Here is a 24,720-nt window from a genome sequence, read left to right as displayed (position 1 = left end):
CAGCCTCGCGCCGGGGCAAACCAGTACGGTTCCGGCCTCCGGGCCGGGGCGAGGAGCGCGTCCCCGGCTTCCGGGTCGAGCGGGAAGCAGGGCCGCCCCGGCGGTTCGGCCGGATCGATCGGCGAGGCCCCGGCGCACGGCCGGGGCACCCGGGATCAGGGCAGCGGCGGCAGCCCTTCGCCGTTCTCGTAGGCGGCGAGCTGGCCGATGCGGCGGCTGTGCCGTTCCGCCCCCGAGTACGGCGTGGCAAGGAAGACCTCCACCAGCCGCGTGGCCTCCTCCGCGGAGTGCATACGCGCGCCGATGGCGACGACGTTGGCGTCGTTGTGCTCGCGCGCGAGGCGGGCGGTCTCCTCGCTCCAGGCCAGCGCGGCACGGATGCCGCGGACCTTGTTGGCGGCGATCTGCTCGCCGTTGCCGGACCCGCCGAGCACCACGCCGAGGCTGCCCGGCTCGGCGGCGACCGCCTCGGCGGCGCGCAGCACGAACACCGGGTAGTCGTCCTCGGCGTCGTAGACGGCCGGCCCGTGGTCCACGGGCTCGTGCCCGTGGTCCTTGAGCCAGGACACCAGGTGGTTCTTCAGTTCGTAGCCGGCATGGTCGGCAGCAATATGGACGCGCACCCGTCAATTCTGACAGCCCGTCCGTCCCAGATGTCGCAGGGCTCCACTAGAGTGAGAGCCGGGTAAGCGGCACGACCCCTCGCCGCCTCTTACCCGGCACCGCCACCGAGGTTCCCGCCCGGGGACGAGGTCCCCCGCGTCCTGGAGGCCGCATGCGAGAGATCCGCCGTATCGGCGACCCGGTCCTGCGTTCCCCCGCCGAGCCGGTCACCGAGTTCGACCGCGAGCTGCGCCGGCTCGTCGACGAGATGATGCGGGTGATGTACGCGGCGGACGGAGTCGGCCTCGCCGGGCCGCAGATCGGGGTGTCGCTGCGCCTGTTCGTCTACGACGTCAACGGCCGCAAGGGCCACGTGATCAACCCCGAGCTCACCGTGGACGACCCCACCGAGGTCGTGGAGGACGAGGGCTGCCTCTCGGTGCCCTCGCGGGAGACCGGCACCCCGCTGTACGCCCCGACCCCGCGCGCCGCCGGGGTGACCGTGACCGGCGTCGACCGGCTGGGCCGCCCGCTGCGCATCAAGGCGCGCGGCTACCTGGCGCGCTGCTTCCAGCACGAGACCGACCACCTCGACGGCGTGCTCTACGTCGACCGCCTGCCCAAGCAGGAGCGCCGCCGGATCCTGCTGCAGACCCCCGGCCCGGACCGGGCGCCCGGCCTGCTCTCCTGAGCGCGCCCGGGGCGGGCGCCGCCGTCACAGGTGGAGCGCCTTGACCTCCAGGTACTCCTCCAGCCCGGCCACGCCGAGCTCGCGGCCCACGCCCGACCACCGGTAGCCGCCGAACGGCGCGAGGTGCCCGAACGCGCCGCCGTTCACGTGCACCTGCCCGGTGCGCAGCCGCCGCGCCACCGCGAGCGCGCGCTCCCGGTCGCCCGCCCAGACCGCCCCGGACAGGCCGTACGGCGTGCCGTTCGCGATCTCGACGGCGTCGTCCACGGTGGTGTAGGGGATCATCGCGAGCACGGGCCCGAGGATCTCCTCCCGCTCGATCGTCATGCCGGGCTCGACCCCGGCGAACACGGTGGGCGCCACGTGGTAGCCCGGCCCCGGCGGCGGCTCGGCGCCGCCGCACACCAGCCGGGCGCCCTCCTCCTCACCGCGGATGATCGCCCGCCTCACCCGTTCCCGGTGCGCCGCCGACACCAGCGGCCCGATCCGGGTGCCCGCGGCGAACGGGTCGCCGACCCGGTGCTCGCGGGCCGCCGCCACGGCGAGCCGTACCGCCTCGTCGTAGTGGTCCCGGTGCACGAGCATGCGGCTCCAGGCCGCGCAGGTCTGGCCGGAGTTGAGGAACGCCGACTCCACGGTGGCCCGCACCGCGGCGGCCAGGTCGGCGTCGGGGAGGATGACGCTCGCCGACTTGCCGCCGAGCTCGAGCACGACCCGCTTCACCGAGTCCGCGGCGAGCGCCGCGACCCGGCGGCCGGTGGCGGTGGTGCCGGTGAACGAGACCACGTCCACGTCCGGGTGCCCGGCGAGCGCCTCGCCCACCACCGGGCCGGACCCGCTCACCAGGTTGAACACCCCCGGCGGCAGCCCGGCCTCGTGCAGCACCTCGGCGAGCTCGTAGGCGGCGAGCGGGGCGACCTCGCTCGGCTTGAGCACCACCGTGCAGCCCGCGGCGAGCGCGGCGGCGACCTTGCACACCGGCAGGTGCAGCGGCAGCGTCCACGAGGTGATCGCGGCGGCCACCCCCGCGGGCTCGCGCACCACCAGCGCGTCGCCCGCCCGCCCGGCGTCGAACCGGTACTCGGCGGCGAGCCTGGCGTACGAGCGCAGCACCCGCAGCGGCAGCCCGACGTGCAGCCGCAGCGCCAGGCCGTACGGCGCGCCCAGGTCGGCGGCGATCACCCTAGCGATCCGCTCGGCCCGGGCGGCGAGCACCTCGCCCGCGACCGTGAGGAACTTGGCCCGGGCCGCGGGGGCGGTGGCCGCCCAGCGCGGGAACGCCTCGCGCGCCGCGGCGACGGCGGCGGCCGCGTCCGCCCTGGTGCCCACCGGCACCCGGTCGATCACCTGCTCGGTGGCGGGGTTGACGACGTCGATGCCGTCTCCACCGCTCGACGGAATCCAGGACCCGTTGATGTAGAGCCGACGCATCCCCTCACCCTCCGCACGGCCGGCACGCGCCGCCCGGCGAACCGACGGTACCCCGGCACGGCGTCGCTGTCCGTACGCGCACCGTCACCCTAAGAATCTAAGGGGTCCGCCGTACCGCGGCGCTCCGCTTTTCGGCCCCGCGTTCCGCCGCGTTCCGGCCGGTTCTTCCACGGGGAGAGGTTCCTCCACCCGGCGGAGGGGTTTCGCCCTCGGGACCGGCCGGACGGCTCGGTCAGGGATGCGGAGCGGGGTCCGGACACGCCGACGCGGTCCGCCTGGTCACGGCCGGTCCGGGTACGCGGTCGTGGGCCGGGTGAGGCGGATCAGCGCGGCCGCGACGAGCAGCGCCGCCACCGCGCAACCGGCGAGCGCGGCGAACCCGGCGCTCGTGGCGTCGACGGCGGCCTCGGCGGCGGTGGCGCCGGTCCGCAGCGACGAGGCCGCGGCCGCGGCGGCCACGGTGCCCGCGACCGCCACGCCGAACGCGCCGCCGGTCTGGTTGAAGGTGTTGAGCAGGCCGGAGGCGACACCGGACTCGGCCGGCCGGACGCGGGAGGAGCCGATGGCGTAGAGCGGGACGAATCCGCTCGGCAGCCCCGCCCCGATGATCACCAGCGCCACTCCGGCGGTCAGGGCGTCGCCCGCGCCGGCGACGAGGATCACGGCGCCGGCGAGCTGCGCGGCCGCGGCGCAGAGGTAGAGCCGCGCGGGCCCCAAGCGTCCGGCGAGCCTGGGCACGACGACGGCGACCAGCAGCGAGGACAGCCCCATGGGCAGCAGGGCGAGACCGGCGGCGAACGCCGGCATGCCGTGGGCGCGCTGGAAGTACCCGGCGGCCAGGTACGTCCCGCCGATCATCACCGCGGCGGCGAGCGACAGCCCGGCGCAGCTCAGCGCGTACGTGGGCGACCGCAGCAGGTGCAGAGGCAGCAACGGGTCCTCGGCGCCGGCCTGGCGTACGGTCACCAGGGCCAGCAGGAGCACCGCGACGGCGATACCCGCCCACGCGGCGGGGGTGCCGACGCCGTCCTGCAGCCGGATCAGCCCGTACGACAGCGCGGCCGGCCCACCGGTGGTGAGCAGCGCGATCGGCAGCCGCAGCGGGCGGCGCCGTACGGCGGCGAGCGGCGGAACCGCGCGCAGCGCGGCGAGGCCGGTCAGGACGGCGACCGGGACGTTGATCAGGAACGCCCACCGCCAGCCGAGCGCCGTGGTGAGCAGGCCGCCGAGGATGACGCCGATCGTCGCGCCCACCACGCCGAGGCCGCTCCACGCGGCCAGGGCGATCCTGCGCCGGCCGGGCGAGCGGTAGACCGCGAGCACCGCGGACAGCGCGGCGGCGGACAGCACCGCGGCGCCCGCGCCCTGGGCGAAGCGTCCGGCCAGTAGCGCCGGTGTGGCCGGAGCCAGGCCGCACAGCGCGGAGGCCGCGCCGAAGAGCGCCAGCCCGGCGAGGAACGAGCGGCGGCGCCCGAACACGTCGGCGATGCGGCCGCCGAGGAGCAGCAGGCTGCCGTACGTCAGCACGTAGGAGCCGACGGTCCACTGCAGGGCCGCGGTGCCGGCCGGCAGCGAGCGGCCGATGGAGGGCAGCGCGACGTTCACGACCGTCGAGTCGAGCATGACCATGAGCTGGGCGGCGCCGAGCACGGCCATGGCGCTCCAGGAGGCGGAGGGGTCCGGCGCCTGCGCCGGCGGGCCCGGGGCGGCGGAGCGGGTCCGTGTGCTGTCGTCCATGGCGGCAACTCTATGCATGCGCATGCAAGTTGTCCATGCATGCGAATGAAAGTTCCTTCGGGTAGGTTGTGAAGGGTGAGCGACGACCTGGTGACCGGCTGGCTCGAGATGATGCGCGCCTGCAACCGGCTGACCCAGAGCATCGAACGCGAGCTCGCGCGCGAGCACCGGCTCTGCGTCAGCGCCTACGAGCTGATGTCCGCGCTGGTCCCGGCCACGGGCTGGACGAGGCTGGTCGAGCTGACCGAGCGGGTCTCGCGCAGCCAGCCCCAGGTGTCCCGGCTGGTGGCGCAGATGGAGGCGGCCGGGGTCCTGCAGCGCACGGCGTCGCCGGACGACGGGCGGGGAACCCAGGTGCGCCTCACCGAGGCGGGACGGGACCTGTACGCCGCGGCCACCGCGACGATCGGCCGCATCCTCCGCGACGCCGCCTTCCCCGCGGTGCGCTTCCCGCCGCCCACCACCGCGCTGCGGGCCGGCGGCGACGCCGCGCGGGCCGGCGGGTGACGTGACCGGTTGAGGCGCGCGGCCACGGACCGGATGCGGCCGGACGGGCCCCGCGCCCGCGGCCATCGAACCCGCCCGCCAGGACGAGGGCCGAGCACGGCCCTGCCGTTCCCCACGGCAGGGCCGCCGACGTTGCGGATCACGCGGGCCGGACGTCCCGCCGGGCGCGACCGGCCCCGCGGGCCGCTCACGTGACCGGGGAGGCCGCGCGAGAGGCCGAGCCGTACCGGCCCCGCCCGGCGCGCCGGAGCGCCGCGGGGTGCCCGGCGCCCGCGCACGGCGGCCGCGGCGTCAGCGCTCGGGGCGATGGGCGGAACGCAGGGGCGGGCCGCCGGGGATCGCCACCGCGGCCGGTTCACGGCGTCGGTGCCGCGTCCGTGACCCGGCCGGGGGGCGGAACGCGAACGGGAGGGCCTGCCGCCTTCCTTCGCGAGGGAGTGGTTTTCCAGCGCGTGGAAGTACGCGCGCTCCCGTCAGTCGAAGATCGGGCCGCGGGTGCGGGAGCGCTTGAGCTCGAAGAAGCCGTCGGTGCCCGCGACCAGGAGCACGCCGTCCCACAGCCTGCCGGCCGCCTCGCCCTTCGGCGTGGGGCTCACCACCGGGCCGAAGAACGCGGTCTCGCCCACCTTGATCACCGGGGTGCCGACCTCCTCGCCGACCAGCTCCATCGCGGTGGCGTGCGAGCTGCGGATCTCCTCGTCGTACTCGGTGGAGTCCATCGCGTCGACCAGCTGCTCGTCGTACCCGGCGGCCGCCAGCGCGCGGCGGAGCACCTCGGCGAACCGCTCCTTGCTGCGGTCCTCGCCGAGCTCGGCCCGGTTGTGGAACCGCACGCCGATCTCGGTGTAGAGGCGGCCGAGCACGGCGCTCTCCCCGCCCTCGGTCTCCCCGCCGTACTTGTTCGCCGCGGCGGCGAGCACGCGTACCGGCCCCATCGCGTTCGCGAGCAGCTCACGGTACTGCTGGGGGATGTCCTTGTCCTCGTTGAGGACGTAGAGGCTCATGATGTGCCACCGCGGCTCGACCGGACGGACCCGTTCGACCTCGAGCACCCAGCGGGAGGTGAGCCAGGCCCACGGGCACAGCGGGTCGAACCAGAAATCCACAGGAATCCGATCGGTCATCGTCAGCTCCCAGGTCGCGATCACATGCTTACACTGTGGCGCAACCCACGGTTGGAACGAGGGTATTCCCGAAGGGAACGTCCCTCCCGGGCATGGCAGGATTCGGAAGACCCCCTGCGAGGCGGCAGCGGGGCACAGCGATGAGGAGCCGATGTGGCAGGCAATCTGACCCGTGACGAGGCCCGGGAACGAGCCCGGCTGCTGACGGTCCGGTCCTACACGGTGGAACTCGATCTCACCGAGGGCGAGGACCGTTTCGAGAGCGTCACCACGGTCCGGTTCGACTGTGCCGAGCCCGGGGCCGAGACCTTCATCGACCTCGCCGGCGCCCGCGTGCGCAGCATCACGTTGAACGGGCGCGAACTCGACCCGGCCACGTACGACCCGGTCGCCGGGCGCATCCCCCTGCCGGACCTTGCGGCGACGAACGAGTTGCGCGTCGACGCCGACTGCACCTACATGCGCACCGGTGAAGGGCTGCACCGCTTCATGGACCCCGTGGACCAGCGGGTCTACCTGCACAGCCAGTTCGAGACGGCGGACGCGCACCGCATGTACGCCTGTTTCGACCAGCCCGACCTGAAGTCGACGTTCGAGTTCATCGTGATCGCCCCCGCCGACTGGGAGGTGGTGTCGAACACCGTGCCCGAGTCGGTGGAGGAGCTGCCGGAGGAGCGCCACCGGCACGGCGTGCTGCAGCGGGCCAGGCGGTGGAAGTTCGCGCCCACCCCGGTGATGTCCACCTACATCACGGCGCTGATCGCCGGGCCGTACCACGTGGTGCGGTCCGAGCACGACGGCATCCCGCTCGGCATCTACTGCCGGGCCTCGCTCGCCGAGTACCTCGACGCCGAGAACATCTTCGAGGTGACCCGGCAGGGCTTCGACTTCTTCCACCGGGTCTTCGGGCTGCGGTACCCGTTCGGCAAGTACGACCAGCTGTTCGTGCCCGAGTTCAAGTCGGGCGCGATGGAGAACGCCGGGGCGGTCACCTTCCTGGAGGACTACATCTTCCGCTCCCGGGTCACCGACGCGATGGTGGAGCGCCGGGCCGAGACCATCCTCCACGAGATGGCGCACATGTGGTTCGGCAACCTCGTCACCATGCGCTGGTGGGACGACCTGTGGCTGAACGAGTCGTTCGCCACCTACATGTCGGTGCTCTGCCAGGCCGAGGCGACCCGGTGGGGCAAGGGCGCCTGGACCACGTTCGCCAACGTGGAGAAGGCGTGGGCGTACCGGCAGGACCAGCTGCCCTCCACCCACCCGATCGCCGCGGACATCCCGGACATCCAGGCGGTCGAGGTCAACTTCGACGGCATCACGTACGCCAAGGGCGCCTCGGTGCTCAAGCAGCTCGTGGCCTACGTCGGCCTCGACAACTTCCTGGCGGGCGTGCGCGACTACTTCACCCAGCACGCCTGGGGCAACACCGAGCTGAAGGACCTGCTGTCGGCGCTGGAGCGCACCTCCGGCCGGGACCTGTCGTCCTGGTCGAAGGAGTGGCTGGAGACCTCCTGGGTGAACACGCTGCGGCCGTCGTTCACCCTCGACGAGTCCGGCCGCTTCGCGAGCTTCGAGGTGCTGCAGGAGGCGCCGGCCGACTACCCGACGCTGCGCACCCACCGGATCGCGATCGGCCTCTACACCGAGCGGGACGGCGTGCTCACCCGGACCAAGCGGGTCGAGCTCGACGTCTCCGGCTCCCGCACCGCCGTGCCCGAGCTCGTCGGCGAGGCTCGGCCCGACCTGGTGCTGATCAACGACGACGACCTCACCTACGCGAAGATCCGGCTCGACGAGCGCTCGCTGCGCACGATCGTGGACGGCGGCATCGCGAGGTTCGACGAGTCGCTGCCGCGCGCGCTGTGCTGGTCGGCGGCCTGGGACATGACCCGGGACGCGGAGATGGCCACCCGCGACTACGTGCGGCTCGTGGTGCGCGGCATCCACTCGGTGACCGACCTCACCGTGCTGCAGACCGTGCTGCGGCAGGCGCGGCAGGCGGTGCAGCAGTACGCCGACCCGGCGTGGCGGGCCGAGGGGCTGGCGATCCTCGCCGACCGGCTGCGCGAGCTCATCGCCGAGGCCGAGCCGGGCTCGGACTTCCAGCTCGCCTATGTGAACGCGTTCGCCGGGGTCGCGGTGCGCGCGCAGGACCTGGCGTTCCTGCGCGGCATCCTCGACGGCACCGCCGTACCGGAGGGGCTGGCGGTCGACGCCGACCTGCGGTGGACGCTCACCCACGCGCTGGTGAGCGGCGGGGTGCTCGGCGAGGCCGACATCGCCGCCGAGCTGGAGCGGGACCGGACCGCGACCGGCGAGCGGTCGGCCGCGATGTGCCGGGCGGCGATCCCCACGCCGGAGGCGAAGGAGGCGGCCTGGGCGACGATCGTCGACGGCGGGCTGAGCGGCGCGGTGCTGCGGTCGACGATCCTCGGCTTCAACGACCCGCACCACCCCGAGCTGCTCGCGCCGTACGGCGAGCGGTTCTTCGCCGAGGTCGGCCGCGTCTGGCGGGAGTGGACCACCGACATGGCGCAGAACTTCGCGGTGGGCTGCTACCCGGTGTTCCAGATCCGGGCGGAGACGATCGAGGAGACCCAGCGGTACCTCGCCGAGGCCGAGCCGCCGCACGCGCTGCGCCGGCTGCTGCTGGAGGGCGCCGACGGCATCCGCCGCGCCCTGCGCGCCCGGGCGAAGGACGCCGCCGCGGCCTGACGGCCCGGTGACCACGTGAGCGGGGCGGCCGGCCCGGATCCCGCCGGATCCGCCGCCCCGGCTCCCCGCCCGGTATCCGCCGGAGCCCGCCCGGGTGATCCACGACGGCACCGGCACGGCACGCACAACTGGAGAGCCTCGTGCGATCCCCCCTCGACCTGCTCATCGAACTCGCCCGGCGGTACGCGTTCGGCGACGTGGGCGCGCTCGCGCCGCGCGCGCTGGCCGACGCGCGGCGGGTGGTGGCGGTGTGCGAGTTCGGCCAGCGGCTGCTCACCCTCGACGCCGAGGACTTCGCCAACGGCGACGACGAACGGTACGTGCCCGCGGAGCTGCGCCGCCGGGCGCACGCCTGCCACATGCCGCAGACCGCGCGGGAGCGGCCGCGCGGGGCGCTCGACTCGCTGCGCCCGGCGTTCGGGCTGCTGCTCGAGGTGATCCGGGTGCGCTGGGACCGGCACGAGCTGAGCCCGGTCACCGCGGCGCTGCACATCGCCGCCGAGTACCTGCCGCTGCTCGCGTTCGAGACCGTGCTCGGCCACGCCGGCGACCCGGTACGCTGGCCGGCCGGGCTGCGCGCGCCGGGCAGCCGGTTCGGGGTGCTCGACGCCGCCGACTGCGCGCACACCAAGGCGGCCAGGTCCGCGGCCGAGCGCACGCTCCGGGTCGCGGTGGAGCCGCCCTCCGGCTGGCAGGCGTACCTCGACCGGCAGCACAGCCAGGTGGCCGGGGCGCTCGCGGTCTGCGTGGCCCGGTGCCGTACCCCGTGCACCGCGATGGACTGGATCGACCCGAAGGCGCGCGAGGACCTCGCCGCCCGCTGCCGGGTGGCCCGCGGCTTCGCCGAGAGCCCGCTGGTACGGCTGCGCCACGCCGCGCCCGTCGGGCACGGCTTCGGGGTGCCGTCCCGCGCGGAGGTGCTCGAGGCGTGGGAGCGCAGCCGGGCCCGCCTCGCCCGGCACGACATCGCCCGCGGCGCGCTCGACGACGACGGCTACCCGCTGCCCGGCCTGCCGAGCCTGTTCTCGGCGGTCGCCGGTGCGCCGATCACGCCGTCGACGCTGCTCGCCGACACCGCCGCGCACCTGGTCGGCCTGCTCGCCGCCACCCGGGACGGGGACGGCCGCGCGGCGTACCGGGGCGGCGCGTGACCACCGCGCGGGCCGTCACCAGACGGCGGGGCGGCGCTCCCCCCAGAAGCCGCCGACGGCCCGCTCGATCTGCGCGGAGAGCGAGATCAGCAGGCCCTCCTCGCCGTACCGGCCGGCGAGCATCACGCCGATCGGCAGGTTGCCGGGCGTCCAGTGCAGCGGGAGGTTCACCGCGGGCTGCCCGCTGACGTTGCACAGCGCGGCGAACGGGGTGAAGCGCTCCATGCGCCGGAACGTCTCGGCCGGGTCGTCGCACTCCTCGAACCAGCCCACCGGCACCGGCGGCATGCTGAGCGTCGGCATGAGCAGCGCGTCGTACTCCGCCGTGGCGGCGAGCCCGGCGCGGGCCGCGAACTGCAGCGAGGACATCGCGCGCAGCAGCTCGGGCGCGGACACGGCGCGGCCGCGCTCGCGCAGCCAGGCGGTGAGCGGGCGCAGCTTGCCCTCCATCGCCGGGTCGACCGGGTGCACGGTGGCGTACGCGTAGTAGAGGGTCTCGAAGTCGGCGAGGATCCCCCCGTCGTAGACCCGGGGCACGTCGACCACCTCGTGCCCGAGCGACTCCAGCAGTCTGGCGGCCGCCTCGTAGGCCGCCATCACCTCGGGGTGGATCTCCACGCCGGGCACCACCGGCTCGGCGGTGCGGCCGATCCGCAGCCGGCCCGGGTCGCGCCGGGCGTACTCGGCGAACGGCATCTCGGGCGGCGGCGCGTAGGAGAGGTCGCCGGGCGCGTTGTGCGCCATCGCGTCGAGCAGGGCCGCGGCGTCCGCGACGTCGCGGGCGATCGGCCCGCTGGTGGACAGGCCCGCCAGGTCCGGGACGATCGGGCCGGTGCTGATCCGGCCCCGGGACGGCTTGATGCCGAACAGGCCGCACACCGAGGAGGGGATGCGGATCGAGCCCGCGCCGTCGCTGGCGTGCGCGGCCGGGGCGAGCCCGGCGGCGACCGCGGCCGCGGCCCCGCCGCTGGAGCCGCCGGCCGAGCGGGACGGGTCCCACGGGGTGCGGGCGGGCGGGGCGACGTCGGTCTCGGTGTAGCAGGGCAGGCCGAACTCGGGGGCGTTCGTCTTGCCGAGCATGATCGTGCCGGCCGCGCGCAGCCGCTCCACCACGCCGTCGTCGACCGGGGCGACGAAGCCCTCGTAGACGGCCGAGCCGAAGAGCGTGGGCACGCCCTTGACGAGGTTGAGGTCCTTGATCGGGATGGGCACGCCGTACAGCGGGGGCAGCTCGCCGTCGGGACCGGCCGCCGTGCCCGACATGATCGCCTGCTCGGCCTGCCGCGCCTGCTCGCGGGCGAGCTCGGCGGTGACCGTGGCGTAGGCGCCGACCTGCGCGTCGAGCCGTTCGATGCGCGCGAGGTAGTGGTCGACGATCTCCACCGGGGACAGTTCCCTGTCGCGTACCGCCGCCGCCTGCTGCAGGGCGGTAAGATCATGTATCTCCGTCACGTCTCCGAACGGTAGGCGGATGACGGGACTTTGCCCAGTGCGGCGCTCGCGCTGGGGACGACCGTGGACCGGGCGAGGGGAAATGTGTACGTACCCGTCCCGCGCGCGGGGCACGCGGCGGCACGCGGCAACAAAAGTATGAACTAGGTAACACTATCCATGACCTGGAGTCTCGGCTACCGTGAGTGACGTGGATTCCGGGCTCGAACCAGACAACGGTAACGGTACGTCACCGATTTGGGTGAGTGATCGCCCTTCCGGGGAGCGTGTCCGGGAACATCCCCGGGAGGCGGAGTCGACGTATGCCCCGGTCACGCGGGTCTCGCTGCGTGATCTCATCCAGGACCCGCGGTACCGGCACCTGCGACGACGCGTGATCATCTCCGTGCTCGTCGGCGTGGGCGTGGGCGTGCTGCTCATCGACTGGAGGCTTGGGGTCACCGCCGCGATCATCGCCGCGATCGCCGACACCGTCTACCAGGCCCAGCTCGTCTCCTCGGTGCCCGCCTGGCGCCGCCCGTCCGTGGCCGAGCGCCACACCGAGGCGCAGCTCCGCAAGCTCGAGCGCAACGGCTACCGCTCGCTGCACGCCCGCGCGATCCCCGGCACCGACGCCCAGATCGACCATCTCGTGATCGGGCCGACCGGTGTCTACGCGGTGGACTCGGAGAAGTGGGACAAGCGGCTCCCGGTCCGGGTGCAGTCGCATCGCAAGCTCTTCCACGGGCCGTTCAACATGAAGGAACGTCTCGACGAGGCCCGGATGGAGGCGAGCGAGGCGAGCAGGCTGATCAGCGAGGCCCTGGGCCGCGAGATTCACGTGGTGCCGTCGCTCGCGATCTACGGCCCGCGGATCCCGTGGAAGATCCTGAACGTGCGCGGCGTGGACGTGTTCGACGGCAGCCGCGTGCGCAAGTGGATCACCCGGCGGGAGCGGGCGCTCACCGACGCCGAGATCGAGGAGATCTACGAGATCGGCGCGAGCGTGCTGCCCGCGCGCTACCCGGAGGACTGAGCCGCCCTGGGCCGCGCCGCCCGCGGCCCTGGTGCCGCCCGGGTACGGCCTGCGCGCCTGCCGGCGCGGGACCGCGCGCGGCCGTACGGCCCGGCGGTGCGTGCCGCGCCGGGCGCGGGATGGCCCTACCATTTGAAGACCCGCACGTCTTCGGATGGGAGAACCGCCATGCCCGCCCTCAGGTCCCGTACGGTCACCCACGGCAGGAACATGGCCGGCGCCCGGGCCCTGCTCCGGGCGACCGGTGTGGCCGCCAGCGACTTCGGCAAGCCGATCGTCGCGGTGGCCAACAGCTTCACCCAGTTCGTACCCGGCCATGTGCACCTGCGCGAGGTCGCGGCGGTGGTGGCCGAGTCGGTGCGTGAGGCGGGCGGCGTGCCCCGGGAGTTCAACACGATCGCGGTCGACGACGGCATCGCGATGGGCCACGGCGGCATGCTCTACTCCCTGCCCAGCCGCGAGCTCATCGCGGACGCGGTGGAGTACATGGTGAACGCCCACCGCGCCGACGCCCTGGTCTGCATCTCGAACTGCGACAAGATCACCCCGGGCATGCTGCTCGCCGCCCTGCGGCTCAACATCCCGACCGTGTTCGTCTCCGGCGGCCCGATGGAGGCCGGCAAGGTGCCGGGCCGCAAGCTCGACCTCATCGACCCGATGATCGCCTCCGCCGACGACGCGGTCTCCGACGACGAGCTCGCCCGGATGGAGGAGAGCGCCTGCCCCACGTGCGGCTCGTGCTCGGGCATGTTCACCGCCAACTCGATGAACTGCCTCACCGAGGCGATCGGCCTCGCGCTGCCCGGCAACGGCACCACGCTCGCCACGCACACCGCGCGCAAGGAGCTGTACCGCAAGGCCGGCCGTACCGTGATGGAGCTCGCCCGGCGGTACTACGAGGAGGACGACGAGTCGGTGCTGCCGCTGTCCATCGCCACCCGGGACGCGTTCGAGAACGCGATGGCCCTCGACGTGGCGATGGGCGGCTCGACCAACACGATCCTCCACCTGCTCGCCGCGGCCCGCGAGGCCCGCGTCGACTTCGGGCTCAAGGAGATCAACGAGCTGTCGCTGCGCGTGCCGTGCCTGTGCAAGGTCGCGCCCGCCACCGCCAAGTACCACGTGGAGGACGTGCACCGGGCCGGCGGCATCCCGGCGATCCTCGGCGAGCTCGACCGCGCCGGGCTGATCCACCGGCACACCCGCACCGTCCACTCGCCCACGCTCGGCGACTACATCGACGAGTGGGACCCGCGCTCGCCGAAGGTGCGTCCCGAGGCGATCGAGCTGTGGCACGCCGCCCCCGGCGGGGCGCGCACCACGCAGGCGTACGCGCAGAGCAACCGCTGGGAGAGCCTCGACCTCGACCGCGAAAACGGCTGCATCCGCGACATCGAGCACGCCTACACCCGGGACGGCGGCCTGGCGGTGCTGTGGGGCAATCTCGCCCGCGACGGCGCGGTGGTGAAGACCGCCGGCGTCGACGAGTCGATCTGGCGCTTCTCCGGCCCGGCCGTGGTGTTCGAGTCCCAGGAGGAGGCGGTCGAGGGCATCCTCGGCGACCGGGTGAAGCCCGGCGACGTCGTGGTGATCCGGTACGAGGGCCCCAAGGGCGGCCCCGGCATGCAGGAGATGCTCTACCCGACGAGCTTCCTCAAGGGGAAGGGGCTCGGCAAGGTCTGCGCGCTCATCACCGACGGCCGGTTCTCCGGCGGCACGAGCGGCCTGTCGATCGGCCACATCTCCCCGGAGGCGGCCGAGGGCGGCATCATCGCGCTCGTCCGCGACGGGGACGTCATCGACATCGACATCCCGAACCGGTCGATCGAGCTGCGGGTGTCCGAGGAGGAGCTCGCCCGGCGGCGCAAGGAGCTGCTCGACACGCTGCACGGGTACCGGCCGCGTGACCGGCAGCGCCCGGTGAGCGCCGCGCTGCAGGCGTACGCCGCGCTCACCACCTCGGCGTCCACCGGCGCCTCGCGCGACCTGTCCCAGCTCGGCCGTACCCACGAGGCCTGACGATCACGACCTGCCGGGGCCCGGGCGACCGCTTCGCCCGGGCCCCGGGCCTTCTCGCGGCCCGATCAGATCGAACACTCTATCGAAAAGGGGAGGGAAAATGTCGGTGGCGGGAGGTAACGTCGGATCATGGGAACCGTCGCGAACCAGGGCTCCGCACCCCTGACGGCCGCCGAGATCGCCGCCCTCGCCCTCTCCCTCGCCCACCTGGGCGCCGGCCCGCAGTCCGTCACCGCCCGCCGCGGGCTGCGGCACGTGTTCGAGCACCTCGACATCGACGACGAGGTGGTCGCCACCACGCTCGCCACCCTCACCACCCCGCTCGACGCCGACGTGGCCGGCCGCGCCCGGGTGATCGCCAACGCGATCACCACCCGGCGGGTGGTCCGCCTCGGCTACGTCGACGCCGCCGGACGGCCGACCGTGCGCGACGTGGAGCCGGTCACCTGCCTGGTCCACCGCGAGCACTGGTACCTGGTGGGCTGGTGCCGGCTGCGCCGCGCCATCCGCGCCTTCCGGTTCGACCGCATCCTCACCGTCGAGCCGACCGACATCCCGGCCCGCCCGCACCTCGCCCGCCGCTTCCTGCCGTTCCAGCGCCGCAAAGCCGCCTGACACGCCGCGACCCCCGAATACCGGGGAAACCACCCATGACCAGGCAGAATCCGGTCATGAGGATTTCGGGGGGAGTTCTCGCGTTGATCGTGGCGCTCGCCGGGTCGGCCTGCGCGCCGGGCGACCCGGCCGAGCCGCGGGGCGACGCCCGGGGCGCGGCCGCGCTGCCGGACGCCACGGCACCGGCGCCGGCCGCGCCGGGCGGCGGCGCGGACGGCACGGCGAGCGGTCCTCCGTCCGGCGCGCCGCGGCCCACCGGCTCGGCCCCGGCAGGCGCCGCGGACGGCCCGTTCTCGGTCGCGGCCGCCCCCGTCGCGGCCGAGCAGCGGCGTCGCCTCACCGCGCGGCTCGACCGCTACCTGCGCGGGCGCCCGGGCCGGACCTCGGTCGCGGTGTACGACCGGGTCACCGGCATGCGCTACCAGTACCGGGAGCGTACGCCGTACCGGCTCGGCGACGTGGCGGAACTCGACATCCTGCTCGTGCTGTTGCTGCGCGCGCAGGGGCGGCCGCGCGGCCTGACCCCCGCCGAGCGCGACCTCGCCACGAAGATGATCAGGCTCGGCGACGACCGTGCGGCCGAGCGGCTCTACGCCGCCCTCGGCGGCCGCGTGGGCGTGGCCCGCACGCTCCGCCGGTTCGGCCTCGACCGCACCCTGCCCGGGCCGGGCCTGCGCTGGAAGGAGACGCGCAGCGTCGTCGCCGACCAGCTGCGGGTGCTCGACCTGCTCACCGCCCCGGGCGGCCCGCTGAACGACCGCAACCGCGCCTTCGCCGCCGCCCTGCTCGCCGTCGACGCCCCGGGGCGGCACGGCGGCATCGGTGCGGCCACGATGGCCCGGGACCGGGTGGCACTGCGCAACGGCAGGCTGCGCCACCGCGACCGGTGGACCGTCACGAGCGCGGGCAGGATCGTCTCGCCCAGCCGCGACACCCTCATCGCGGTGCTGAGCGACCGCCACCCGCGGCACGCGACGGGCCGGGCCACGGTGGAACGCGTCGCCACACTGGTGATGGACGAGGTACGCCGGGACTGACCCGCGCGCGGGCGCGGCGGCCACGCGCCCGGGGCACGCCGGTCGGGCCCGGTCATCGGATCACGAAGGTCCCGCTCCGCCGGACACCGGACGCCGAGGAAAGGGCGGTGCGGTTCGGCGCGGCGCCGGTCGGGGCCGGGGCTGCCGGGCCGTCCCGGGGCCGGGCGCGGGCGGGAGGCCGGCCGTACCTCGGGCGGACGGCCGCACGCCTCAGCCGCAGCAGCCGCCGCCGCAGCAACCCCCGCTCGGACGGGGGGCGGCCGCCGTTCCGGTCACGGCGACGGTGGGGAGGAGCTTCACCGTGTCGTCGTGACCCTCCGGGCAGACCGCCGGGTCGTCCGACTGGGCCATGGGACGGGACAGCTCGAAGGTCACGCCGCAGGCGCGGCACCGGTAGTCGTAACGCGGCATGGCACCAGAGTACGACCGCCGTCGCCTGTGGTAAGGTCAAGCCGCCGATTCCAGGTAGGGCGCCCACTGCGGGTCTCCGTCGTACTGCGCGCCGATGAGCCGCCAGTGAGCGCCGCGTGGCACCACCGGGGAGACGCGGAGCGTCCACCCCAGCTCCTCCACGAGCTTGTCGGCCTTACGGTGGTTGCACGACATGCAGGAGGCGACGCAGTTCTCCCATGTGTGGGTGCCGCCACGGGATCGGGGGATGACGTGGTCGATGGTCTCGGCCCGCTGGCCGCAGTAGGCGCAGCGGAAGTCGTCCCGGCGCATCAGGGCCGCCCGGGTGAGCGGGATGCGGGACCGGTACGGGATGCGGACGTACCGCCGCAGCCGGATCACCGAGGGGACCTCCAGCGTGCGGCTCGCCGACCGCAGGACGGCGCCCCGGCGGTCCCGGTGGACGACCTCCGCCTTCTCCCGCAGCACCAGGACGACCGCCCGGTGCAGCGAGAGGGTGGTTAACGGTTCGTACGTAGCGTTCAGCAGCAGTACCTGGCGCATCACTGGGCCTTTCCAGTTAAGCGCGTCACGTCGGAGGTCGTGCCCCGGCACGACCCCTGTTGCGGCCCGACATCGGGCCCTGACGCTTCCGTCACACGGACCTCCGCCGGACGGTCCAGCGGATCACCACGGCACCGCCCTCAACCAGTGTGGCCTTTTCCGGTCCCCTCTCGCCACCCCATAACTCGTGGCCGCGGATGGCGGGAGAGACGTCTGATACGCATAATCCCCGCTCTGAGGATTCTTTACGCCTGCCCCGCGCGTCGACGTGGACACGATGCGTGACCGGCCGCCGCCGGGCCCCGCAGGCGGCACCGCCGTACCCCCGGTGGGCGGCGCGGGCGGCCCCGCATCGGCGGAGTGCGCTTAGGGTTACGGGCATGACACGACCGCAGTACCCGACCGCCCACCGCGACGACGTGGTGGACGTCCTGCACGGCACCCCGGTGCCCGATCCCTACCGCTGGCTGGAGGATCGCGACTCCCCCGCCACCAAGGAGTGGCTCAAGGCGCAGGAGGAGCTCTTCGCCGCCGCCGTACCCGGCCTGCCGATCCGGCGGAGGTTCCGCGAGCGCGTGGCCGAGCTCATGCGGTCGGGGACGGTCGGGCCGCCGGTGTGGCGCGGGGACCGGTACTTCTTCATGCGCCGCACCCCCGACCAGGAGCACGCGGTGCTGTACGTGGTCGAGGACGGCGCCGAGCGGCCGCTGATCGACCCGGTCGCGATCGACCCGAGCGGCCTCACCACGCTCGACGCCTGGCAGCCCGACAAGGAGGGGCGGCTGCTCGCCTACCAGCTCTCGGTCGGCGGCGACGAGGAGTCCCGGCTGTACGTCATGGACGTGGCGACCGGCGAGCGGGTGGACGGCCCCATCGACCGGTGCCGCTACTCCCCCATCGCCTGGCTGCCCGGCGGCGAGGCGTTCTACTACGTGCGGCGGCTGCCGCCGGAGCGCGTGCCCGAGGACGAGCGGCAGTACCACCGCCGCGTCTACCTGCACCGGGTCGGCACCCCGGCCGACGAGGACGTGCTCGTCTTCGGCGAGGGCCGGGACAAGACCGAGTACTACGGGGTGTCGGTCTCCCGGGACGGCCGCTGGCTCACGATCTCCGCGTCCAAGGGCACCGCGCCGCGCAACGACCTGTGGATCGCCGACCTGACCGCCTCCCCGGCCGAGGCGCCGGAGCCGGTCACCGTGCAGGAGGGGGTCGACGCGCAGACCGGGCTGCACTTCGGCCGCGACGGGCGGCTGTACGTGTTCACCGACCGGGACGCCCCGCGCGGCCGGATCTGCGTGACCGACCCGGCCACGCCCACCTACGAGCACTGGCGGGATCTGGTGCCCGAGGACCCGGAGGCGGTGCTCGCCTCGTACGCGATCCTCGACGAGGCCGGCACCCTGCTCGTCGGCTGGACCCGGCACGCGATCGGCGAGATCACCGTGCACGACCTGGCCACCGGCGCCCGCACCGGCGAGGTGACGGTGCCCGGCATCGGCACGATCGGCGGCCTGGCCTCCCGCCCGGAGGGCGGCCACGAGGCGTGGTTCGTCTACACCGACAACACCACGCCGCCCGCGGTGCACCGGTACGACGCCCGCACCGGCGAGACCACGCTGTGGGCGGCCGCCCCCGGCACGGTCGAGGTGCCGGACGTGCGCACCGAGCAGGTCGTCTACCGGTCGAAGGACGGCACGCAGGTGCGCATGCTGGTGATCTCCCGGCCCGGGGAGGGGCCGCGGCCGACGATCCTGTACGGCTACGGCGGCTTCGGCATCTCCATGGCGCCCGGGTACTCGGCGTCGATCCTCGCCTGGGCCGAGGCGGGCGGCGTCTACGCCATCGCCCAGCTGCGGGGCGGCGGCGAGGAGGGCGAAGAGTGGCACCGGGCGGGCATGCTCGGCAACAAGCAGAACGTCTTCGACGACCTGCACGCCGCCGCCGAGCACCTGATCGCCACCGGGGTGACCACGCCCGACCGGCTCGGCATCTCCGGCGGCTCGAACGGCGGGCTGCTCGTCGGCGCCGCGCTCACCCAGCGCCCGGAGCTGTACGCGGCGGTGGTCTGCTCGGCCCCGCTGCTCGACATGATCCGCTACGAGCGGTTCGGCCTCGGCGCGACCTGGAACGTGGAGTACGGCTCGGCCGACGATCCCGAGCAGTTCCGCTGGCTGCTCGCCTACTCGCCCTACCACCACGTGCGGGAGGGCGTGCCGTACCCGGCGACGCTGTTCACCGTGTTCGACTCCGACACCCGGGTCGATCCGCTGCACGCGCGCAAGATGTGCGCGGCGCTGCAGCACGCCACCTCGTCCGACCGGCCGATCCTGCTGCGCAACGAGACCGAGGTGGGGCACGGGGCGCGGGCGGTGAGCCGCAGCGTCGAGCTCGCGGCCGACCAGCTCGCGTTCCTCGCCGTGCACACCGGCCTCGCCGCCGAGGAGGCCGCCGGGCCGGAGGCGTAGCGGCCTGTGGTCATGGTCCCGTCGTGGCCGGCGGCCGCGACGGGACCCGGCGGCGTTCGTCTCGGCTAGGCGTTCTCGCTCACCGCGGGTAAATCGTGCTCGTCGGCCTCGGGGTGGAGTTCCTTCTCGAAGTAGACGACGGTGAGCGCGCCGATGCGGCGGCGTCCGGTCTCCAGCCAGCCGTGCCGCCGGTACAGCGCCATCGCGGCGAGCTGGTTGCTCGTGGTGTCGCAGATGAGGCGGCGGTAGCCGAGCCTGACCGCACGCTCCTCGAGCCGGAGCAGGATGCGCGTGCCGTACCCGCGCCGCTGGTACTCGGGGTGGACCCGCATGCGGCACAGCTCGGCCTCGTGCTCGGTGACCCGCCGCAGCCCGCCCATCGCGACGATGCGGCCGTCGACGAGGCCGACCAGGAACTCGCCTTGGCCGTTGAGGTAGATCTCGTGGATGCGCGGCAGGTCGTGGTCGTAGTAGACGCCGTCCCCCGGGGCGAGGCCCACCTGCGCGAGGCCGATCCGGTTGAGCGCGCAGACGGCCTCCAGATCGGACCAGCGGTAGCGGCGGATGCGCAGGCTCATGCCTCCGCCCTCGTCGCCCGGGCCTTGACGGCGTCCTTGAGCTCCTCCAGCACGGGGATACGGCTCCCGCTCGCCGCCTTCTCGGCCTGCCGGATGAGGTCGTTCGCCCGGCGCACCACGATGTCGGTGCGGTAGGCGTCCTCGAGTTCCTTCCAGGTCTCCAGGGCCATCCGCGCGGCCTCCTCGATCTCACCCTCGATCAGCTTGCAGCGGGCCCGGTCGAACCGGATGAGGGTGGGGTCGAGCCAATCCGACGGCCCGTACTGGGAGAGGGCCTTCTGGAGGATGTAGTCGGCCTCGATCGTCTCGCCCAGCCGTACCAGCGCGTCGCCCTCGTGGAAGTAGAGCTGGCGCTCGGTGTAGCCGAACGCGAGGTCCTGCTGGTCGTCGCTGCTCATCTGGGTGAAGGCCGCGCGGGCCCGGGACAGCGCGCGCTTGGCCTGGTCGACCGCCTCCTTGCGGCCGGTCGAGCCGCTCTGCATCGCGATCGCCCGCGCCTCCACGATCGGCGCCATCGCCTGCGCCGGGCAGGGGGTCTGGCCGGCGAGGGCACGGCTCTGCCTGGCGAGGTTGAGCGCCTCCTTCGGGTCGCCGTAGTAGAGCGGGACCAGGGACTCGCGGGCGATCACCCAGGCGCGCAGCGCGCGGTCCTCGGTCTCGTCGGCGGCGGTGCGCGCGGTGCGGAAGAACGAGCGCGCGAGCCGGTGGTCGCCGAGGTTGAGCATGATCATCCCGCTCAGGCCGGATAGCTGGGCCGTCATCTGGCACAGCCGCCGCTGCAGGTCCACCGGCTGGCGGTGCGCCATCGCCCTGCGCACCGAGCTGAGCTCCAGCAGAACGTCGCAGAGCAACTGCAGCGGAGGGGTCTTCATGTACTGGCGGCCGAACCCCTTGGTGGCCTCCTCCCACTGGTCGAGCATGGCCGCAGACACGGTGCCCGACACCAGGGTCTCGTCCAGCCGCCTGCGGATGTTCTCGACGGCGCCGAAGACCCGGCTGTGGGTCTCCGGCTCGATCACCGCGCCGGCTCCCGTCACCGCGAGGAGCTGCAACAACGTCCTGCGTAGCACGTTCTCGTCCTCCTCGCCCCCGTCGCCGGGGGCATCACTGCCGGTTGGCCACGTCCGCGGCTCACGCTGCCTGGGCACCAGCTCGGGGGTGGGCTCCTGCGCCGCGTCGCTCCGGCCCGCACCGGGGGCACGGTGTCCGTTTCCGCAGATGCACGGCCCCTCGTAACCGAGGGCGGCCGGCTCGACCCGGTAGACCGTGCACAGGTAGTGGAGGTACTCCGGGCCCGGCCGCTTGAGGCCGCTCTCGTACGCCGACAGCAATGTCTCGCCGATCCCGGGGACGGGCTTGCCGTCGCGCTCGAACAGCGCACGTACCTGCTCGATCACGTCGGCGAGCGCGATGCCGTGGGCCAGGCGGTGGGCCTTGATCCGCGTCGTGCCGAACTGCGGGCCGCATAATTCGAAGATCTCGTCCGCGATCTGGGGAAGGCTCCGCCCCGCGGCCAACCCTCGAGCCCGGCTCCGCCGGGCGAGTTCGGTCTCCCTGTGTCTCCCGGTCACGATCCGGTTCTCCGTCGCCCTGCCGTTCGAGGTTCGGCCGTCATCTCCGACCATGCCTGGCACGACCATGACAGCCCTTCTCCTTGGGGCGGCACGTGACCGCCCTGCCGAGTCCCCGCCCGGTCGACCGCCCCCTGACTCACTGTTACCGGCGGGTTGCGCTACGCCTACAGAGAATAATGGACCAGACGAGGTCTGCTGGGGAACGAGTCTTGCGGAATTCGGCTAAGGATCGTCCTCCTTCGGAGCGCTTCTATAACCCTGATTGGGGTATCCCCCATCCACGGCCGCCTCAAAGGTCCGTTGCGCCATTTGACGATGTCGGTCATCTTGAGCCGACCGGAAAAGCAGGCGCGGGACCGAAGAGGCCCGCCGTACGAGGAGGACATACGGTGCGCGAGGACCACCTCGGTCACCTGGAGCGCTTGGTGTCGGAACTGGACGCACGCGGCCTGCTCGCCCGCGTGGTGCGCACGTCGTCGGGCCGCGCCTTCGTGCGTGTGATCAATCCGAAGGCGACCAGTCTCACCGAGAACGTCACCTGCCGTCCGCAGGCGGCGACCGATTACTACTGGTGGTCGTGGGGCGAGCGCATGCACCGGGCGGACGATCCGGCCGGCGCCGCGACGAAGGTGGCCCGAGTGCTCGCCGCGGTGGGCGACTAGAGGCACGCGCCCACCGCGGCGTCCCCGGGGTCGGCGCGGCGGCGGTGCGGAACGCGCCGGAGGGTCCGGGCGTTGCCTGCCGCGCCGGCTCCGGGATCATTTTCGCGAATTCTCGTCAAGTCGGAACAATACGTCAATTCCTGATTCGCCGGAATCGAACACGGTACCGAGTCAGACATCCGAGTCATACTCGGATTCACCCGAGTCAGATTCGGATTCGAAATTCCACCCGCGGCGTAAAGCTCCGCCCGGGCCGCCGGTACGGCGGTGCCGGGCGGCGCCGGGACCCCACCCCGGCGAGGGGACGGCCGGCAGGTGTTTCCGGGTGCGCCTACCGGCCGGGCCGCCGCGTGGGGCGATACGGGCCTGATCCGGCGGTCGGGCCCGGCGCCCCCTCTTGACGGCGCGGAGGTCGCGGCGGCCGGTTCGGTCGGCGGTGGCAGCTCGGCGGTATCACTATGGTTGACCGAGGTATGACCAACCGCCGACCGAACCAATCCCCGAGGATCCCGTAAGTGTTCCTGCGATCGCTCGCACCTGCCCCGACGCCGGAGGCGAACCCGTCCGCGGACCCGTCCGACGCCCCGGCGACCCCGGCCCCCACATCGGAAGGCACTCCCGCGCCGACGGCGGAGGCCACCCCGGCGCCCACGCCGGAGCCGACCCCGGAGGCCACCTCCACGCCGGATCCGACCGACCTGGTGCTTCCGGACCCGGAGGCGCTCACCGAGGCGGTGCTCTCCACCTGCACCTCATCGAACGACGTGATCTGCCCGCTGGTGGAGGGCATCCTGCCGAAGGGCTGGGCACCGTTCGCCGCCTGGCTGATCACGATCGTCCTCATCCTGGCGGGCGCGTTCGTCCTGCGGAAGCTGGTGCTCCGCCTGATCGAGCGCATCACCCGCAAGGCCGCGCAGGGTGTGCTCCCGGAGAAGCTGCGCGCCCGGTCCGGCCAGCAGACGGACGCCGCCCAGGTGCTGCTCACCGAGCGGCGCCGGCAGCGGGCCGAGACGATGGGGTCGGTGCTGCGGCACGTCGCCACCGTCGTGATCATGGGCACCGCGTTCCTGATGGTGCTCGCCCGCTTCGGCATGAACCTCGCGCCGCTGCTCACCAGCGTGGGCATCCTCGGCATCGCGATCGGCTTCGGCGCGCAGGAGCTGGTGAAGGACTTCATCTCCGGCATGTTCATGCTGCTGGAGGACCAGTACGGCGTCGGCGACATCATCGACGCCGGTCCGGCCACCGGCACCGTCGAGGCCGTGACGCTGCGCATCACCCGGCTGCGGGACGCCGACGGCCGCGTGTGGTACATCCGCAACGGCACGATCAGCCGGGTGGGCAACGAGTCGCAGGGCTGGTCGCGGGCGCTGGTCGACGTGCCGGTGCCGTACGACGCCGACATCGAGGAGGTCCGCGAGCTGCTCAAGTCCATCGCGAACGGGCTGTGGGAGGAGCCCGGCATGCGCGACCTGGTGATCGTCGAGGAGCCCAAGGTGTACGCCCTGGAGCAGATCTCCGACTCGGCGATGCTCTTCCGGGTGACCGCCAAGACCATGCCCGGCAAGCAGAACGAGGTCGCGCGCGAGCTGCGGGTGCGCATCAAGCACGCGCTCGACGAGAAGGGCGTGCCGTTCGCCGCGGCGTCCTGACGGCCGCGCAGGCCCCACCCGGCGTCCGGGCGGCCCGTCCGTCCCGGCGGCGGCCCGGTCCCGCGCGTGTCGCCGGTCTCGGCACCGCGCCCGGCACGCCGTACGGCAGGCCGCGTGGACGCCGGGAGGGCCGGTGGCCCGTCCGCCGGCCCACCGGGGGTGAGGCCGTACCCTGGGAGCGTGCCGTTCCGCGTGCCGAGACGGCGGTGGCGACGCGCTCCCGGCACGGTCGCCGTCCGCCGGCGGACGCCCCCCGGTTCGCGCACAGCGAGTACCACGTCCTCACGGAGATGAGCCGAGGAATGTCCCAACAGCCAGCAACCCCCGACCAGGCGAAGCAGACCTTCTACGAGGCCGTAGGCGGCGAGGAGACCTTCCGCAGGCTCGTGCGCCGCTTCTACGAGGGTGTCGCCCAGGATCCGCTGCTGCGGCCGCTCTATCCCGAGGAGGACCTGTCCGGCGCCGAGGAGCGGCTGCGGCTGTTCCTCATGCAGTACTGGGGCGGCCCGCGGACCTACAGCGAGCGGCGCGGCCACCCGCGGCTGCGCATGCGGCACGCGCCGTTCGCCATCGGCGAGGCCGAGCGCGACGCCTGGCTCAAGCACATGTACGACGCGGTGCAGGAGCTGGAGCTGGCGCCGGAGCTGGAGGCGCAGCTGTGGGACTACCTCGTGTACGCCGCGCACAGCCTCGTCAACACCCCAACCTGACGGTGGCCACGCGGGCGACGGC

21 protein-coding genes are annotated in these 24,720 nt (G+C 73.5%); 12 read left to right on the top strand and 9 right to left on the bottom strand.

Annotation, left to right across the window (positions count from 1 at the left end):
- Positions 1 to 155: 155 nt before the first annotated feature.
- Positions 156 to 623 (bottom strand): ribose-5-phosphate isomerase, encoded by a 468-nt coding sequence (locus tag FHX40_RS05500; RefSeq protein ID WP_142258608.1) that lies wholly within the window; start codon positions 621 to 623, stop codon positions 156 to 158.
- A gap of 152 nt (positions 624 to 775) precedes the next feature.
- Between FHX40_RS05500 and def the strand changes: the two genes are divergently transcribed.
- Positions 776 to 1,294 carry a peptide deformylase gene (gene def / locus FHX40_RS05495; protein WP_142258607.1) on the top strand — a complete coding sequence of 173 codons (519 nt, stop codon included), beginning with the start codon at positions 776 to 778 and terminating at the stop codon, positions 1,292 to 1,294.
- Between the two features lie 24 nt (positions 1,295 to 1,318).
- Here the strand turns inward: def and FHX40_RS05490 are convergent, their stop codons facing one another.
- The gene (locus FHX40_RS05490) at positions 1,319 to 2,725 is read right to left on the bottom strand and encodes an aldehyde dehydrogenase family protein (protein ID WP_142258606.1); all 1,407 of its coding nucleotides are present in this window, start codon (positions 2,723 to 2,725) and stop codon (positions 1,319 to 1,321) included.
- A gap of 279 nt (positions 2,726 to 3,004) precedes the next feature.
- Complete coding sequence (locus FHX40_RS05485; protein ID WP_142258605.1) at positions 3,005 to 4,462, bottom strand: MFS transporter; 1,458 nt, start codon at positions 4,460 to 4,462, stop codon at positions 3,005 to 3,007.
- Between the two features lie 75 nt (positions 4,463 to 4,537).
- On the opposite strand from FHX40_RS05485, the gene FHX40_RS05480 reads away from it, so the two are divergent.
- Positions 4,538 to 4,969: a MarR family winged helix-turn-helix transcriptional regulator gene (locus tag FHX40_RS05480; RefSeq protein WP_142258604.1), complete on the top strand. Its 432-nt coding sequence runs from the start codon at positions 4,538 to 4,540 to the stop codon at positions 4,967 to 4,969.
- A gap of 473 nt (positions 4,970 to 5,442) precedes the next feature.
- On the opposite strand, the gene FHX40_RS05475 is transcribed toward FHX40_RS05480, so the two are convergent.
- Positions 5,443 to 6,093 carry a mycothiol-dependent nitroreductase Rv2466c family protein gene (locus FHX40_RS05475; protein WP_142261555.1) on the bottom strand — a complete coding sequence of 217 codons (651 nt, stop codon included), beginning with the start codon at positions 6,091 to 6,093 and terminating at the stop codon, positions 5,443 to 5,445.
- Between the two features lie 153 nt (positions 6,094 to 6,246).
- Between FHX40_RS05475 and pepN the strand changes: the two genes are divergently transcribed.
- Both pepN and FHX40_RS05465 read left to right on the top strand, forming a co-directional pair.
- Positions 6,247 to 8,814 (top strand): aminopeptidase N, encoded by a 2,568-nt coding sequence (pepN, locus tag FHX40_RS05470; RefSeq protein ID WP_142258603.1) that lies wholly within the window; start codon positions 6,247 to 6,249, stop codon positions 8,812 to 8,814.
- A gap of 140 nt (positions 8,815 to 8,954) precedes the next feature.
- A complete protein-coding gene (locus FHX40_RS05465) occupies positions 8,955 to 9,965 on the top strand; it encodes a hypothetical protein (RefSeq protein ID WP_142258602.1) in 1,011 nt (336 codons plus the stop codon).
- Positions 9,966 to 9,980: 15 nt separating this feature from the next.
- Here FHX40_RS05465 and FHX40_RS05460 read toward each other — a convergent pair whose 3' ends face one another.
- Complete coding sequence (locus tag FHX40_RS05460; RefSeq protein ID WP_142258601.1) at positions 9,981 to 11,417, bottom strand: amidase; 1,437 nt, start codon at positions 11,415 to 11,417, stop codon at positions 9,981 to 9,983.
- Between the two features lie 241 nt (positions 11,418 to 11,658).
- Between FHX40_RS05460 and FHX40_RS05455 the strand changes: the two genes are divergently transcribed.
- The 4 genes from FHX40_RS05455 to FHX40_RS05440 all read left to right on the top strand — a co-directional run bounded on the left by FHX40_RS05455 (position 11,659) and on the right by FHX40_RS05440 (position 16,103).
- Positions 11,659 to 12,432: a nuclease-related domain-containing protein gene (locus FHX40_RS05455; protein ID WP_229789096.1), complete on the top strand. Its 774-nt coding sequence runs from the start codon at positions 11,659 to 11,661 to the stop codon at positions 12,430 to 12,432.
- Between the two features lie 168 nt (positions 12,433 to 12,600).
- Complete coding sequence (ilvD, locus tag FHX40_RS05450; protein WP_142258599.1) at positions 12,601 to 14,451, top strand: dihydroxy-acid dehydratase; 1,851 nt, start codon at positions 12,601 to 12,603, stop codon at positions 14,449 to 14,451.
- 129 nt (positions 14,452 to 14,580) lie between these two features.
- Positions 14,581 to 15,066, top strand: a complete 486-nt coding sequence (locus FHX40_RS05445) for a helix-turn-helix transcriptional regulator (protein WP_142258598.1) — start codon at positions 14,581 to 14,583, stop codon at positions 15,064 to 15,066.
- 56 nt (positions 15,067 to 15,122) lie between these two features.
- On the top strand, positions 15,123 to 16,103 hold the full coding sequence (locus FHX40_RS05440; RefSeq protein ID WP_142258597.1) for a serine hydrolase: 981 nt from the start codon (positions 15,123 to 15,125) through the stop codon (positions 16,101 to 16,103).
- Between the two features lie 210 nt (positions 16,104 to 16,313).
- Here the strand turns inward: FHX40_RS05440 and FHX40_RS05435 are convergent, their stop codons facing one another.
- Positions 16,314 to 16,514 (bottom strand): FmdB family zinc ribbon protein, encoded by a 201-nt coding sequence (locus tag FHX40_RS05435; protein ID WP_142258596.1) that lies wholly within the window; start codon positions 16,512 to 16,514, stop codon positions 16,314 to 16,316.
- A gap of 36 nt (positions 16,515 to 16,550) precedes the next feature.
- On the bottom strand, positions 16,551 to 17,057 hold the full coding sequence (locus FHX40_RS05430) for an HNH endonuclease (RefSeq protein WP_142258595.1): 507 nt from the start codon (positions 17,055 to 17,057) through the stop codon (positions 16,551 to 16,553).
- A 380-nt stretch (positions 17,058 to 17,437) separates the two neighbouring features.
- Here FHX40_RS05430 and FHX40_RS05425 point away from each other — a divergent pair, with 380 nt between their 5' ends.
- A complete protein-coding gene (locus FHX40_RS05425; RefSeq protein ID WP_142258594.1) occupies positions 17,438 to 19,522 on the top strand; it encodes a prolyl oligopeptidase family serine peptidase in 2,085 nt (694 codons plus the stop codon).
- A gap of 65 nt (positions 19,523 to 19,587) precedes the next feature.
- Here FHX40_RS05425 and FHX40_RS05420 read toward each other — a convergent pair whose 3' ends face one another.
- Together FHX40_RS05420 and FHX40_RS05415 are read right to left on the bottom strand one after the other, a co-directional pair.
- Positions 19,588 to 20,100 carry a GNAT family N-acetyltransferase gene (locus FHX40_RS05420; protein WP_142258593.1) on the bottom strand — a complete coding sequence of 171 codons (513 nt, stop codon included), beginning with the start codon at positions 20,098 to 20,100 and terminating at the stop codon, positions 19,588 to 19,590.
- Positions 20,097 to 21,671 (bottom strand): helix-turn-helix transcriptional regulator, encoded by a 1,575-nt coding sequence (locus tag FHX40_RS05415; RefSeq protein WP_189136273.1) that lies wholly within the window; start codon positions 21,669 to 21,671, stop codon positions 20,097 to 20,099. The genes FHX40_RS05420 and FHX40_RS05415 overlap by 4 nt, the downstream gene beginning before the upstream one ends.
- Positions 21,672 to 22,063: 392 nt before the next feature.
- On the opposite strand from FHX40_RS05415, the gene FHX40_RS05410 reads away from it, so the two are divergent.
- The 3 genes from FHX40_RS05410 to FHX40_RS05400 all read left to right on the top strand — a co-directional run bounded on the left by FHX40_RS05410 (position 22,064) and on the right by FHX40_RS05400 (position 24,698).
- Entirely contained in the window at positions 22,064 to 22,336 is a 273-nt protein-coding gene (locus tag FHX40_RS05410) for a hypothetical protein (protein ID WP_142258592.1), read from the top strand.
- 515 nt (positions 22,337 to 22,851) lie between these two features.
- Positions 22,852 to 23,988 (top strand): mechanosensitive ion channel family protein, encoded by a 1,137-nt coding sequence (locus FHX40_RS05405; RefSeq protein ID WP_229789095.1) that lies wholly within the window; start codon positions 22,852 to 22,854, stop codon positions 23,986 to 23,988.
- A 302-nt stretch (positions 23,989 to 24,290) separates the two neighbouring features.
- Positions 24,291 to 24,698, top strand: a complete 408-nt coding sequence (locus FHX40_RS05400) for a globin (RefSeq protein ID WP_142258591.1) — start codon at positions 24,291 to 24,293, stop codon at positions 24,696 to 24,698.
- Positions 24,699 to 24,720: the final 22 nt, after the last annotated feature.

This window comes from Thermopolyspora flexuosa (assembly GCF_006716785.1).
In the GTDB taxonomy this organism is placed as follows: domain Bacteria; phylum Actinomycetota; class Actinomycetes; order Streptosporangiales; family Streptosporangiaceae; genus Thermopolyspora; species Thermopolyspora flexuosa.
This window is presented reverse-complemented; position numbering and strand designations above follow the sequence as displayed.

Bases quoted from the DNA above. Each gene is read 5' to 3' on its own strand.
- def (WP_142258607.1), top strand. From the start codon at position 776: ATGCGAGAGATCCGCCGTATCGGCGACCCGGTCCTGCGTTCCCCCGCC.
- FHX40_RS05490 (WP_142258606.1), bottom strand. From the start codon at position 2,725: ATGCGTCGGCTCTACATCAACGGGTCCTGGATTCCGTCGAGCGGTGGA.
- FHX40_RS05485 (WP_142258605.1), bottom strand. From the start codon at position 4,462: ATGGACGACAGCACACGGACCCGCTCCGCCGCCCCGGGCCCGCCGGCG.
- FHX40_RS05475 (WP_142261555.1), bottom strand. From the start codon at position 6,093: ATGACCGATCGGATTCCTGTGGATTTCTGGTTCGACCCGCTGTGCCCG.
- ilvD (WP_142258599.1), top strand. From the start codon at position 12,601: ATGCCCGCCCTCAGGTCCCGTACGGTCACCCACGGCAGGAACATGGCC.
- FHX40_RS05445 (WP_142258598.1), top strand. From the start codon at position 14,581: ATGGGAACCGTCGCGAACCAGGGCTCCGCACCCCTGACGGCCGCCGAG.
- FHX40_RS05440 (WP_142258597.1), top strand. From the start codon at position 15,123: ATGAGGATTTCGGGGGGAGTTCTCGCGTTGATCGTGGCGCTCGCCGGG.
- FHX40_RS05435 (WP_142258596.1), bottom strand. From the start codon at position 16,514: ATGCCGCGTTACGACTACCGGTGCCGCGCCTGCGGCGTGACCTTCGAG.
- FHX40_RS05430 (WP_142258595.1), bottom strand. From the start codon at position 17,057: ATGCGCCAGGTACTGCTGCTGAACGCTACGTACGAACCGTTAACCACC.
- FHX40_RS05425 (WP_142258594.1), top strand. From the start codon at position 17,438: ATGACACGACCGCAGTACCCGACCGCCCACCGCGACGACGTGGTGGAC.
- FHX40_RS05420 (WP_142258593.1), bottom strand. From the start codon at position 20,100: ATGAGCCTGCGCATCCGCCGCTACCGCTGGTCCGATCTGGAGGCCGTC.
- FHX40_RS05400 (WP_142258591.1), top strand. From the start codon at position 24,291: ATGTCCCAACAGCCAGCAACCCCCGACCAGGCGAAGCAGACCTTCTAC.